The sequence below is a fragment of the Propionivibrio sp. genome (assembly GCF_016790145.1).
Classification (GTDB): domain Bacteria; phylum Pseudomonadota; class Gammaproteobacteria; order Burkholderiales; family Rhodocyclaceae; genus Propionivibrio.
Map to the genome: position 1 here is coordinate 1 of NZ_JAEUOI010000116.1, position 12,813 is coordinate 12,813.

Sequence of the window (12,813 nt, forward strand, 5' to 3'; positions counted from 1 at the left end):
CAAGGGCTAACGGTTGTGCCGCAGGGCATCGACAATTTCCATGCGCGATGCCCTCCAGGCGGGATAGACGCTGGCGAGCAAGGTTGTTCCAAGTGCCAGAACGAAGGCTTCGACCGCCAGTCGGGAGGTCAGCATGATGGCCCCGGAGTAGCCCTCCGACATGCCTGGCGGTGGGGGCATGGGTATACCAACCCTTGATATCACGATTGAAAGCAGCCAGCCCAGGGCCACGCCAAGCGCACCGCCGATCAGGCCAATACTCAGGCCTTCGAAAAGAAACTGGCGCAAGATCTGACGCCTCCGCCGGCCGATGGCCAGACAGGTACCGATCTCCGACGTTCGCTCAAGGACATTCATGGTCATGGTGTTCGATATGCTGAGCACAATGACGGCGGCGATGATCAGTTCCACCACCATCACCTGCCGCGACAGGAGGGTCACCGTCTTGTTGTAGAAATCGGCCATGTCGTACCATGGAACGAACTGGATACCCTCGTCCTTGAAATCGGAACGAAGTGTCAGCAGCATGTCCGCCGTCTTCGCCGTGTCGTCGAGTACGATGATTGAAGCATGAATACCCGAAACGCGGAGCAACTTTTGCGCCAGCGGCAGTGAAACACGCAATGCGGAGTCATCATAAGCCTTGCTCACGGTAGTGAACAGACCGCGAACCTTCGCCTCGACCGCGCTGAACCCGCCCTTTGGCGTCGTTGCCATCAGAACGACCTGGTCCCCGACGACCACACCGAGATTTTCCGCCAGGCCGCGGCCAAGAAAAATGCTTTTGGCTTCATCGGGTGCAGGATCCTGCCCCTCGGTGACCAACAGGCTCGGGCTGAGTACGCGCTCCTTCTCGAGGTTGACCCCTTCGCCCAGGAACGAAAGCGTCGTCTCGCCGTGACTGATGAGGCCGTTGAATCCGATCCGTGGCGCAGCGGTACGCACCGAGGGTAGTTTCTCAATGGCCGAAATCGTTGCTGAATTCTCGGGCATGAGGTACTTGTAGGGGTCTGACTGCCCGTTCTCCAGGTAGCCGGGCCGCATGATGTGGATGTGACCGAGTCCTGACTCGATGGCGCCTTCGCGTGCCGCCCAGAATATCCATTCGACGAAGCCTGCGGTGAGCAGCAGGGCGATCACGCCGAAGGCCACGGCCGAGATGCCGAACAGGCTTCGTCGATACTGGCGAACGATATTCCTGAATGCGCTTTCGAACTCAGAGTACACGGCTTGCAGATCAAGCTTTTTCAACATTCATTCGCCCTTCGCCTGGTCCCCGGTTTATGGACAGCATTCTCGCACAGCATGCACCCGGATGCGAGTACCCGAACAGGCCGGACACCAAATCCAAACCTAATACGGCATGAAGCTCAGCTCGTCATAACGGCGCAAGCCGGAATCCAGAAAGGACGGCTGGGAATCCTCTGGCTCTGCATTCCCTACGCTCAGATTCCGGCGTGCGCCGTTATGATTGCGAAGCCTGGCCCCGAACCACGGAATGAAAAAAGCCTGAAGATGGATCTGCGTAGGCCGGCTGTATTTCATGGCCAATCCTGTTGGAACATGATGTCTGCAGCGTGACCGGACGACGCCTCGGGCTCGTCACATCCATTTGCGGGCGGGGTTGCCCCGCCAGGTTTCCCCGGCCGGAATCTTCGTTCCCGGCATCACATAGCTGCCGCCCAGCAGGGTGACGTTGTCGCCCACCTCCGTGCCAGGCAGAATCACCGAATTGACGCCGATGGTCGCCCCGGCGCCGATGTTAACGGCGCCGCAAACGAACTTGCCGCCATAGACCATGTTTCCTGAAACCAGCGAGGCATTCCCCAATACCGCACCTGCTCCGATGGTCACCATGTAGGGATCGTCAATCGTTCCGCCAAGGGCCACGTCGGCACCCACCCTGGCGCCGAATAGCATCTCGATCAGCGGTTTGACGAAGACGGGCGTGAACGGATTGAGTGCTCCCTGCCCCAACCGGTAGACGATGGTCAATAGCTTCCAGTAGGTGAAGACCGAGGAATCCATCGAATATTCGCCAGGCTCCATCGGCCGGATCTTCAGCAGCACGCGAACGAGCAGTGCGGAGAGCAGTCCGTAACAAAGCAGTGCGAGCATCAGATCGACGATGACGTGATATTCGGAGAAGAAGGCTGTCGACAGCGGCCGGAGGAGGGCAATCAAAGCGAGCACGCTCGCCAGGATCGCGCCGATCGCGCCACCGCACAACAGGAAGTCCACATAGCTCGTCTTCACTCAGTTCTCCTCAATCAAATTCGATCCTGACACGCTTTACGAACGGCCGCAACAGGGCGCAGAATGCCGAGATATGAATCGCCGTGATCTTGTGCATGATGCCTACCAATGGCGTGTAGCGCAGGATTGTCGCCGTCGGGAAGCGGTCGCCAGGCCTTGATTTTCTCACCTAAGGTGGATGAGCGGCCATTCTCTTGATGCGATTGCACTGCTGGCAGTACTCTGTTTGACGACTTCAGGCGGGTTTTAGCTGTCGGGAAATTTTACACACGGGAATTCAGGTCTACGCCGAATATTTATAACTCATTGATTTATTAGAGAACAACAAACCTGGCATGAAGAGTGCTTTAAGAAAGCTGCCAGCACATTGCAGGCTCACTTTGAAAGGAAAAGCTATGAAATCATTTAATAAACTGGCTGTGGCAATTAGCGCCGTGGGTCTGCTTACGACTGCTGCCCCGACTTTTGCTACCCCTGTCCTCACATTTACTACTGCAAACTACGGTGTGCAGTCTTTAGATGTTTTTGGCGGATTCGACTGGAACTCAGCCGCGTCTGCGGTCACCACCGGCTTTACTGGCACTACTGGTGATATCACTACTACGACGTATTGGGCGAATGCAGTTTCAATTCAAAACCCTTCAGGCGGGAATTTCTTGACCCCCGGTATTTCCCCTGCCGCTCCTCTATCCGGTCCTACCCAAGGTTGGGAGTTTACTGTCAAATCCACCATTACAGAAATTGTGACTTGCGTAGATGTTTTATGCACTCAAGCAAATTTCAGCACGCTCGGTGGTGTGTTTGACATTTATTATCAAGATCTCGCGGATGCAAATCTGCTGACCGGGGCAGGTATCACCAACGGTACCAAGGTGTTCTCTGGCGCGATCAATCCAGGATTTGCAGGCACTTTTACTAATGTTGGAGCAGGAGGAATAGGTATTTTCAACTTCACGGGTAATTTAAGTTATGTGAATGCCGCTTTTGTGGACACCAGCCTCCTGAATACCACTGCAGTTTCGACTCTTCAAATTGGGAGTTTTACTACAGCCTGGGCGGCTCCATCAAATCTTCCGGGTGCCGGTGGTGCCAGTGGTGCTGCGATTTCTCCAGATGACTTGGTCTTCCAGGCCGACGGCAACCAAAAATTCAACAGAATTCCCGAGCCCGGCACAATGGCGCTTCTGGGCCTGAGTCTGGTGGGTCTCGGCTTTGCCCGTCGCCGTAAAGACTAATAGCTACAGTTGCATCAGTAACCAAGCCGTCCCCAAGGGGGCGGCTTTTTCTTGCCTGCTTTCTTGCCCTGGCGTCATTGACTGATGAGAGTTTATTCGACCTGCCCGTGCAACGCTGGTATTAAATGCCGGAGATCGCCCTTGGAAACCGTTCTTCGGCACGACAAGTGCCGAACCAACCGCGGACGGCCTGGGCGCGTTCGCGGAATGAAGCCTCGTGCACCAGGCCTTGCACCATTTCTCCCACGCGGTCGCTCGTCACCTGATCCGCGCGTATTGCAAGTCCGGCGCCCGAGCGGGTGACAAAATGCATGTTCAGCAACTGGTCGAGATTGGCAGGTATCCCGAGTACCGGGGTTCCGGCCTGAAGCGCTTGGTGAGTGCCCGGACTGCCGCCATTGCAGATGACCAGTTGCGCCATGGCCGCCATTTCGTTGCCCGGAAGCATCCCCTGTACGACGTCGACATGACCCAGATCCTGATCGGTGATGGGCGTTGCCGTGCCAACGGCGACGCGGCACCCGGCCGCGTGGACAGCATTCACGACGTGACGCAACAGGCGGGAATCGCCGGAGCTGCCCAGCGATATGTACACCAGCGCTCTTGAATCGCCGGCCTCGTTCAATGAGGCGGGGACCGAGCCTGGCGGAGACCAGGTGATCGGTCCGATATATTCGTAGCGTCCGGCCTGGCCCGAGTCCGTGGTCGGAACGAGTTCCGGGACATCGGCAAACAGCGTGACGTCGCCTTCGCTGAATATCCGCAGCAGATCGAAACCGAGCGAGGGCCTACCGTGCTTCCGGCACAGCCGGTGCATCGGCAGGCTGTGCTGAGCGAAGATCAGCGGCCGCAGCAGGCCGAAAACGCTGTCAGTAAAACCGACACCGAACAGGCGCGTGGCGGCGTGCACCGGAACTTCGAATCGCGCCTGTGCGAAGGGGCTCCAGTAGGCATTCGATATCGCCAGATAGGGAATCCCGGCCAGCCGTGCGCTGACCGCCAGCGACAGGCGGAAATCGCCGACGATGACGTCGGGACGCACCTCGCCGATAACCCGCAAGTCGTCAGCAACATAGCGCTCGAGCACCGCGAAGGGGAACACCGGACGGCCCGCCGACACGGCCGCCAGGTAGGCGCGGGTGCCGATGCACCAGAGATCGCGGACCTCCAGCCCCGCGGCTTCGACGAAGCGGCGGAAATCGGCGCCGGTGGCGACACTGACCTCATAGTGTGCGCGATCAAGGCTGCTGGCGAGCACGATCGGGCGGACCACATGCGCCAGCGTGGCGGGCTCGGCGAAAAACAGGACGCGCTTTTTATGGCTCATCGTCGCTACGGCCGCTGCGGGTTGTGTTCCAGATAGTAGCCCAGTACCTTGTCGAGGTAACTGCCGGGCGCCGGCAGGCTGAGGCCGGCGGCAGCAAGCAGGGTTTGCGTTCGGCGGTTGGCGAAGGTCTGCTCAGTGGCCAGATAATCGAGAAACACCGGAAGCGTCTTGATCGCCCGCCGGGCTTCGTTGGGCATGAAGAAGCTGACCCCGTTGAGCAGCGCGAGAAAGACTCCGTTGGGCAGGCTGATGACCGGCGGAAGCCTGCGGCCGGCTGTGCGAAAGGCACGCCGTACGTTTTCGCGCAAAGGCTCGAGCGCCAGGGCCTGCTCCGGCCCCGAGCAGGAATGGAGGATACGGCCGCTGCTGCTGGCTGTGGTGCTTGACCAGGCGATGGCCCGGGCGACGTAATCGGCGGGAACGATATCGAGCCGGGCCCGGCCAAAACCTGGGGAGAGTCCCAGCGTGCGCCGCCCGGACAGAAATTCGCACAGATGGTAGAAGATCTGGAAATGGATGATGCGACCGCTCACCGTATCGCCGACGACCATGCTCGGCCGATGCACGGTCAGCGGCAGGCCACGCTCAACCTCGACGCGCAGGATATCCTCGGCTTCTGCCTTGGCCTGTTCGTAAGTGTTGTGGAACCCGCGCGGCGTCAGGATCCACTCTTCGGGAACGGTGCCGTGCGTACGACCGCCGACACCGACGGTGCTGACGAATTCGATCTTTTCCAGAAGAGAGCAGGCGTGCGCCAGTTCGATGATGTGGCGCGCCGAGTCGACGGACGAGTGGCGCGCCTGTTCGATGGGCAGGTTCATCCGCACGTTGCCGGCCGAGTGCACGATATGGGTGCATCGGGTACATAGCCCGCGATACGTCACCTCGTCGAGGCCGAGACGGGGAAGGGTGACGTCGCCGCATACCGCGCGCACGCGTTGTCGCGATGCCGTGTCGGCGGAGCCGATCTGCCAGAAGCGGTAGAGCTCTTCGAGTCGAACGGCCAGCTCGTCAGCCGATTTTGCTCGCAGCAGCAGATTGACGCAGGTATCGGTGTCCTGCAGCAGGATCGGAATCAGGGCGCTGCCGATGGCGCCCGTGGCGCCGGTGACCAGGTAGGTTTTCATAGGCTGCAAAATAGATAGAGTCCGTCATCACTTTGCGCCTCGATGCGGGCGCCGGCTGCCGCGTCGATGTGCGAGTAGAGTGCGTTCAAGACCTTAGCATACTTCGTCTCAATATTGAGCCGGCGCAGTTTCAGATTGGCGGTCAGTTCGCCTCCGGCAATGGTCAAGGCCTGCGCCGTGATGACCAGTCCTGCCGGGCGCTGGTAAGCCGGCAATGCGGCTACGGCCTGCGTAACTTCGGCTCGCAAGCGTTCACAGAGCAGGTGTCGATCTTCTTGCCAGGCGGCCTCGGTGATGATGAGCAGGGCAACCGGCTGGGCGCGTCGGGCGCCAAACACGAGGGCATGCTCGACCTGCTGCACCTGCTTCAGGTGGCATTCGATACTGGTGGGTGCGATGCGGCGACCGGTGGAGGTCTTGAAAATTTCGGATTTGCGACCGATCAGGGTGATGAAACCTTCGGCGTCGATGCTTGCAAAATCGCCGCTGGCGAGGAAGCCATCCGCATCGACCCGGGCTTCTGCCAGGCCTTCACCAAAATAGCCGCTGAACACGCCGGGCCCGCGCACCAGCAGTTCACCGTCCTCGGCGAGCCTGACTTCGCAGCCCGGCAAGGGTTGACCAACGCTGCCGAAACGATAACGATCGGGGCGGTTCAAGGCGATCGGTATGATGTTTTCGCTGAGACCGTAGGCTTCAAGGAGCGGCAGACCCATGGCATGAAAGCGTTCGAGCAGCCATAAGGGCATGGGGGCCGAACCGCTGATCATGAAGTGCAGATTGGAGCCCAGAATGCCACGCAGTTTGCTCAGTACCAGGCGCTCGGCCAAAGCCCATTGCAGCTTGAGCAGGGTTCCGGACGCTCGGCCAGTGCGCTCGGCGCGGGCGTTCAGGTCGCCGATGCGCAAGGCCCAGTGCACCAGATGCCGCTGCCAGGCCGGTTTTTTCGCGATGGCCTCCTGCATGCCGGCATAAAGCTTCTCATAAAAACGGGGAACGCCGATGAACAGATGCGGCTCGATGAGCGGGACGAATTTCATGATTTCCCGCGGGTCGGCGACGTAGAATGTCTGCGCGCTGCGCTCAATCGCACACAGGTTGATCATCCGCTGAAAGAGGTTCGACAGGGGTAACCAGCAGGCCAGGCGCTTGCCCTCGCCGATATCGGGAAAGGCTGAAAGTATGGCGGACACGGCTAGGCACATCTGCCGATGGCTGTACTGGATGCCCTTGGGTGCACCGGTGGTGCCGGAGGTGAAAATGAGGGTTGCCGCATCGTCTGGCTGTGACTGATCCCAATCGACTCCCTCGGCGGAGTCTGCCAGGAGTGAGTCAAAGGCCACGATTCCGGGCGCTGTGGGCGGCTCGATGCTGACGATGAAGCGCAGGTTTCCTCGTGCCTCATTTCCCAGCTTTTCGAGCAGCGAAGGATGGCCGAGTACAACCCCTGCGAAATTGCAGCGCCGGGCGATCTCCTGCGTGTGTTCGTCGAGTGCGTATGGATCCAGTCCGACGGCAACACCGCCGGCGGCCAGCACGCCGAGTTGCGCAAAATCCCACTCTTTGCACGTGGCGGACATGATGCCCACCCGATCGCCGTGTGCCAGGCCGATTCTTTTGAATCCAGCGGCCAGGGCAGCAACCGCTTTGCCGTAGTCGCCCCAGGTGGTCGGAATCCATTGACCCGAAGACGACAGTTGCCACAGCGCCGCTGCATCCGGGCTTTGGGCGCAACGCGCGCGCAATAGACCTGGCACTGTCCCTGTTGCGCTATTCTGCAATTTGTCCGGCCGGGGTGTGTTCCTCATCGCGTTCATCATCGATTTCCACGAGCTGATCTAACCGTGTCAGGCGTGAATCGCCATCGCTCAGGCCGGTCCCGTAATCGGGTCGTAGGCGCCATAGGGTTTGGTGATGCGCAGATCGTTGGTTGTCAGCCCGAGCCAGTTGAGGCTGCGCGTCACTTCCTTGCCGGGACCGAGCCGGTTCCGGATCAAGAAATCGACCATTGGCCCCATGAAACGCCAGTAGTTGCGGTTGGCCTTGCCGCGCCGGATCAGTGCCGAGAATTCAGGCGCATAGGGGTTGTAGCCGAAGGTGCGCAGGTCGGAATACATCAGCAGCCAGTTGATTGGGTAGTTGCTGTGGATCGGATTGGCGTGTTTGCTGGTGGCGACCAGTCCGAGTTCGACAACCTTGCGCATGATCTCTTCCTGGTTGTAGGGCCATGCATGGAAAGGGGCGAGGTAGCGCGGGAAGTGTGTTCCCGCCGGATAGTCTCCAGGCTTGAAAAAGCGGCCAAGATCGTCGGCACTGAATTCGCCGCAGCTTGCCAGTTCGGGCGGTGTCCAGTCCGTCTCGCAGATCAGCTTGCGCGAAAACTCGTAGAGCATGCGCTCGGGTTCGGGCTGACCAGGTGAATATCCTGCCAGCACCAGGGGGATGCCTTTCTCGATGGCCAGCTTGATGGCGTCGCCTTCGAAGAGTGGCGCGTAAACGTAGGAGATGGTATAGACGGCACCGCGTTTCTCCTGGTTGCGCAGCAGGTAGCGGAAAGTTCTCTCGTAGAAATCGTTCGAGGGGGAGTAGGTGATGTGATCGATGTTGAGCTTGGCCAGTGCGCGCCGGATGTTATCCCAGGCCAGTGCGGGAATGTTTACGTCAACAGTGAAAGCCAGCACCTTGAGCTTGCACTCGACCTTGAGCCGGTAAAGGAGATAGATACTGTCCTTCCCGCCGCTCAGCGGAACCAGGCAGTCATATTCGCCCTGGCCCTTGCATTGTGCCAGGGTCTTTTCGAAATCGGTTTCGTAGTCCCGGCGGTTTGCCTCTTCTTTGTCCGTCTCGGACGCCAACTGGCCGCTGTCGTGACACAGATTGCAAATGCCGTCCGAAGATAGTGATATGTCGGGTACGGCATCGGGTATCAGGCATTTGAGGCATCTTTTCATGGTCTATCCCTCACAGCATCCGCAAACTGAATCACGGTTACAGCGCCCGGTGGACGGTGCGCCAAGTTTCAATGCACATGTCCTATGTAGGTGGAATTGGCTTTTTTGCACCTGTCTGGCTACCGTGAAGCCGGAATGGTAGTTAACCCGAAAGCAGGGGGGCAACAACCTTCACAAGGGTGCCCGAATATTTAATCGTATTGCCGCCGCGATGCCGGAAACAATTGGCTCAACTCCTGCATTCGCCGACGCAGGAACTCGGTTTCGTGGCTGGAAAAAAAATGGGGGTAGAGTGATTTTTCTGTTTGCTCGAGGCATGCGGCGTGGCGGGCTATCTGTTCTTCGATGAAATCCGTTTCAATGTGCAGCAGCACCGCCGGGGCGTTGACGCGGCTGCATGTTTTTCTATCCCCGATTTGATTGAAACCAAGAAGACGCTGGTAATAAGGCGCGTGGCGTGGATTGACTTCAACCACGGCGTCGGTGACGCGATGCAAGTGGCGGGCCATTATATGCATGAGGTGGAAAAGGGTTGCCAGCAATTCATTGGAGCCCAAGCGGGAACTGACGGCGAACCCGGTCAGTTCGCATACGGTATCTGCGCGCCTGCGCAAGGCATCGATTTCCCTGCAATAAAGATCATCAGCGAGCAACCCGTCTTCAGAATCGACATTAAGGGACAAGGTGCCGAGGGTGTCCTTGCCTTTGCAGGCTTGCAGGGTTATATGGTTTGGGCGGGGCCTTGAATCGGGTTTGTCAAACCGATAACCGCGCCAGGAATACATCCGGCGGATCAGCGCACTGACCTCGTTTAGCCGTTCTTCAGTGTCTGCAACTTGGACATGAAAATCGCTCCGCACAACAAGAATGCTGTCGTTTGCGGAAAGCCGATTTCTGTCACTGCGTCGTTCGCCCAAAACCGCGTTCGGCGGGCAGACAAAGTCAGTATTCCTGAAAAAATACCCAGGAGTGTGAATTAGTTGGCCTTCTGAATGCATGAATATAAGTATCCTGATTGTGTTCTGATCAGTCAGCCATGCGTCGGCTGCAAGGAGAAATTCAAAAAATCTTCAAGCAGAGATTTCCTGGTAGCCATGATGAATTTAAGCACATCACGTGCATTTTTCCTATGAGTAATATAAAGCTGCGAGCAGTTTACACGAGACTGAGCCGTATGCAAGGTCTCGAATTGTCGTGTTTTGACTACAAAAATCGGGTGTTGCTAATTGTTGCGGCATATTTCTGGAGCGTGCAAGCCCCTGCTGGTGGTATTTTTCCGCTAGTATCACGTTTTTTGATTTATCCGGGTTCCATGGGGCAGTAGTCGATTAAAGGAGATTGGTATGTTTGTCAGCCTGTATGGCGGTGTGGGTACCGCGTTGCGTTGGGTCGTAATCGGGATGCTGGGGGCTTTGCTCTCCGCTTGTTCCAGTTATCCGCCTGCCCCTACTATGGCGGCTTCGCCAGATTACAATTATCTCATCGGTCCGGGCGATATGGTCAATATCGTAGTATGGCGCAATCCTGAGCTTTCGATGTCCGTCCCGGTGCGACCTGATGGAAAGATTACAGCACCGCTGGTTGAAGATCTGCCGGCGATGGGAAAGAATCCTTCGGCGCTGGCCCGCGATATCGAGGGCGCGCTCGGCCAGTTCATTCGCGATCCGGTCGTTACGGTCATCGTTACCGGCTTTGTCGGGCCTTACAGCGAGCAGATCCGCGTGGTGGGCGAAGCAGCCAAACCGCAGACGCTGCCTTACAAGCAGAACATGACCCTGCTCGATGTCATGATCGTAGTGGGTGGACTGACCGATTTTTCCGACGGTAACGCTACAACGCTCCTGCGCTCGGCCGAAGGGAACAAGCAGTACAGGGTGCGTGTCGGGGATCTGATCAAACGCGGCGATGTGTCGGCTAATGTTGAAATGAAGCCGGGTGACGTGCTGATCATTCCACGTAGCTGGTTCTGATTTAATCTCATTGACACCAGTGGCGTCTTCGGACACAGCAGTTTTGTTCTAAATTACTAGCGGAAACAAACAGAATCCGATGGATGAATTAATCAGACAAGCGATGACTATTCTGCGAGGGATGTGGAAGCATCGCTGGCTTGGGTTGATAGTCGCTTGGGTCGTCGGGGCGATAAGTGTCGTTACGGTTTTCCGTATTCCTGACAAATATGAAGCTTCGGCGCGTATTTACGTCGATACCCAGTCCATACTCAAGCCGCTGATGGCCGGTCTTACGATCGAGCCCAACCTCGACCAGCAGATCATGATTCTGAGCCGGACGCTGATCAGCCGCCCCAATGTGGAAAAGCTGATCCGCATGGCTGATCTTGATCTCAATATCAAATCCAAGGAAGCGCAGGACGCTATGGCTGAGGGGTTGATGAAGTCGCTGACCATCAAAAGCACTTCACGTGACAATCTCTATACGCTGGCCTATGACGACCAGGATCCGGACAAGGCGAAGCGGGTAGTGCAGTCGCTGGCTTCCATTTTTGTTGAATCAAGCCTCGGCGACAAGCGCAAGGATACGGACTCCGCCAAGAAATTCATAGATGACCAGATTCAGGTCTATCAGAAAAAACTTGAAGAAGGGGAGAACCGTCTGAAGGAGTTCAAGCTGAAGAACCTCGCAATGCAGTCTTCTGACGGCAAGGATTATTTCGGCCGCATGGGCGAGATCAGTGCTGCACTTGAACAATCGAAGCTTGAACTGCGTGAGGCGGAAAATTCCCGTGATGCACTCAAGCGGCAGATCGTCGGAGAGGAACCTGTACTGTTACCGGATACTCCCGAATCGATTACCGGCGTTTCTGTTCCCGAGATCGATGGTCGTATCGATACCATGAAACGCAACCTTGACGGATTGTTGCAACGCTATACCGAGAAGCATCCTGACGTTGTGAGTACGCGACGCTTGATCAAGGATCTGGAAGAGCAAAAGCGTGAGGAAATTACTGCCCGGAAAAAGGTTGCTCCTTCCAGCCCGGGTTCTCTGGTCAATAACAACCCGGTTTTTCAGCAACTCAAGGTATCCCTCGCCGAAAACGAGGCGACTGTGGCTTCTTTGCGTGTCCGGGTGGCCGAGTATCAGTCGCGTTACGACCGGTTGAAGGACTCGGTGAAGATGATTCCACAGATTGAGGCTCAATTCGCCCAGCTCAATCGGGATTACGAGATCGACAAGAAGAATTACGAAAGTCTGGTCTCACGTCGTGAGTCGGCTACAATTTCCGGCGAAATGGATGCCAGTACCGGGGGGGTTGAATTCCGCCTTATCGATCCGCCGCGGGTTTCTCCGCGGCCCGTTTCACCCAATCGTCTTCTGCTTTTGCCTTTGACCTTGGCCTTGGCCCTGGGCGCAGGTCTTTTCGTGCCCTTTGCGGCGAGCCAGATTCGCCCTGTTTTCTTCGACGCTCGTGCTCTGCGTGAAGTGAGCGGACTCCCCTTGCTCGGAACGGTTTCAAGACAGGTGGAAGAAGCGGATAGACTTAAGGAGAAAAAGGATCTCAAGCGATTTATTGCTGCTTTCGCATCACTTGTTGGCATCTATGGTATGGGGATTGCGTTTCTGTTTGTTTTTTCAATCCGTACTGCTTGAGGAATAGCGATGAGCCTCATTGAACAAGCGGCACAACGATTGGAGCAACTGCGCCAGGCGGGGGTTGATATACCTTCCCCGTCGGCAGAGACTGCCGAGACTGTCTCTAAGCCGATGGTTGAGCAGGCGCTACCGCCCGTGCCTCCGGAAGAGTTGCACCCTCCAGCCAAACAGGATGAGATGATGGTTCTCCAGTCGCCGGAAATGGTCATGTCCCGGCGCGTTGAACTTGATCTGGAAATGCTTTCGGCGGCGGGCATCATTCGTCCCGATTCTCCGCGATCCCAACTTGCGGATGAGTACCGGGT

The 12,813-nt window shown here is 57.2% G+C and carries 10 protein-coding genes and 1 pseudogene; 4 read left to right on the forward strand and 7 right to left on the reverse strand.

Annotated features, from left to right (window positions below; genetic code table 11):
* Positions 1-6 precede the first annotated feature (6 nt).
* Both JNM42_RS10360 and JNM42_RS10365 read right to left on the reverse strand, forming a co-directional pair.
* Complete coding sequence (locus tag JNM42_RS10360; protein WP_294269109.1) at positions 7-1,254, reverse strand: FtsX-like permease family protein; 1,248 nt, start codon at positions 1,252-1,254, stop codon at positions 7-9.
* A 348-nt stretch (positions 1,255-1,602) separates the two neighbouring features.
* On the reverse strand, positions 1,603-2,256 hold the full coding sequence (locus JNM42_RS10365; RefSeq protein WP_294269114.1) for a DapH/DapD/GlmU-related protein: 654 nt from the start codon (positions 2,254-2,256) through the stop codon (positions 1,603-1,605).
* A gap of 395 nt (positions 2,257-2,651) precedes the next feature.
* Between JNM42_RS10365 and pepA the strand changes: the two genes are divergently transcribed.
* Positions 2,652-3,491: a flocculation-associated PEP-CTERM protein PepA gene (gene pepA, locus JNM42_RS10370; RefSeq protein WP_294269115.1), complete on the forward strand. Its 840-nt coding sequence runs from the start codon at positions 2,652-2,654 to the stop codon at positions 3,489-3,491.
* 121 nt (positions 3,492-3,612) lie between these two features.
* On the opposite strand, the gene JNM42_RS10375 is transcribed toward pepA, so the two are convergent.
* The 5 genes from JNM42_RS10375 to JNM42_RS10395 form a co-directional block, all read right to left on the reverse strand.
* Positions 3,613-4,818, reverse strand: a complete 1,206-nt coding sequence (locus JNM42_RS10375) for a nucleotide disphospho-sugar-binding domain-containing protein (protein ID WP_294269118.1) — start codon at positions 4,816-4,818, stop codon at positions 3,613-3,615.
* A 5-nt stretch (positions 4,819-4,823) separates the two neighbouring features.
* On the reverse strand, positions 4,824-5,945 hold the full coding sequence (locus tag JNM42_RS10380) for an SDR family oxidoreductase (RefSeq protein WP_294269121.1): 1,122 nt from the start codon (positions 5,943-5,945) through the stop codon (positions 4,824-4,826).
* A complete protein-coding gene (locus JNM42_RS10385) occupies positions 5,942-7,753 on the reverse strand; it encodes an AMP-binding protein (protein WP_294269124.1) in 1,812 nt (603 codons plus the stop codon). Before JNM42_RS10385 ends, JNM42_RS10380 begins: the two co-directional genes overlap by 4 nt.
* 60 nt (positions 7,754-7,813) lie before the next feature.
* Entirely contained in the window at positions 7,814-8,896 is a 1,083-nt protein-coding gene (locus JNM42_RS10390) for a hypothetical protein (protein WP_294269126.1), read from the reverse strand.
* A 191-nt stretch (positions 8,897-9,087) separates the two neighbouring features.
* Positions 9,088-9,894, reverse strand: a complete 807-nt coding sequence (locus tag JNM42_RS10395) for a long-chain N-acyl amino acid synthase (RefSeq protein ID WP_294269129.1) — start codon at positions 9,892-9,894, stop codon at positions 9,088-9,090.
* A gap of 345 nt (positions 9,895-10,239) precedes the next feature.
* Here JNM42_RS10395 and JNM42_RS10400 point away from each other — a divergent pair, with 345 nt between their 5' ends.
* From JNM42_RS10400 to JNM42_RS10410, 3 genes and pseudogenes are all read left to right on the forward strand, one after another.
* Positions 10,240-10,866 (forward strand): XrtA/PEP-CTERM system exopolysaccharide export protein, encoded by a 627-nt coding sequence (locus JNM42_RS10400; RefSeq protein ID WP_294269132.1) that lies wholly within the window; start codon positions 10,240-10,242, stop codon positions 10,864-10,866.
* A gap of 103 nt (positions 10,867-10,969) precedes the next feature.
* Positions 10,970-12,505 (forward strand): XrtA system polysaccharide chain length determinant, encoded by a 1,536-nt coding sequence (locus JNM42_RS10405; protein WP_294269135.1) that lies wholly within the window; start codon positions 10,970-10,972, stop codon positions 12,503-12,505.
* Between the two features lie 9 nt (positions 12,506-12,514).
* Positions 12,515-12,813: pseudogene (locus tag JNM42_RS10410) on the forward strand (chromosome partitioning ATPase); the annotation flags it as partial.

Coding starts and splice junctions, on each gene's coding strand:
- JNM42_RS10395 (WP_294269129.1), bottom strand. CDS start 9,894: ATGCATTCAGAAGGCCAACTAATTCACACTCCTGGGTATTTTTTCAGG.
- JNM42_RS10400 (WP_294269132.1), top strand. CDS start 10,240: ATGTTTGTCAGCCTGTATGGCGGTGTGGGTACCGCGTTGCGTTGGGTC.
- JNM42_RS10360 (WP_294269109.1), bottom strand. CDS start 1,254: ATGTTGAAAAAGCTTGATCTGCAAGCCGTGTACTCTGAGTTCGAAAGC.
- JNM42_RS10380 (WP_294269121.1), bottom strand. CDS start 5,945: ATGAAAACCTACCTGGTCACCGGCGCCACGGGCGCCATCGGCAGCGCC.
- JNM42_RS10405 (WP_294269135.1), top strand. CDS start 10,970: ATGACTATTCTGCGAGGGATGTGGAAGCATCGCTGGCTTGGGTTGATA.
- JNM42_RS10375 (WP_294269118.1), bottom strand. CDS start 4,818: ATGAGCCATAAAAAGCGCGTCCTGTTTTTCGCCGAGCCCGCCACGCTG.
- JNM42_RS10385 (WP_294269124.1), bottom strand. CDS start 7,753: ATGAGGAACACACCCCGGCCGGACAAATTGCAGAATAGCGCAACAGGG.
- pepA (WP_294269115.1), top strand. CDS start 2,652: ATGAAATCATTTAATAAACTGGCTGTGGCAATTAGCGCCGTGGGTCTG.
- JNM42_RS10390 (WP_294269126.1), bottom strand. CDS start 8,896: ATGAAAAGATGCCTCAAATGCCTGATACCCGATGCCGTACCCGACATA.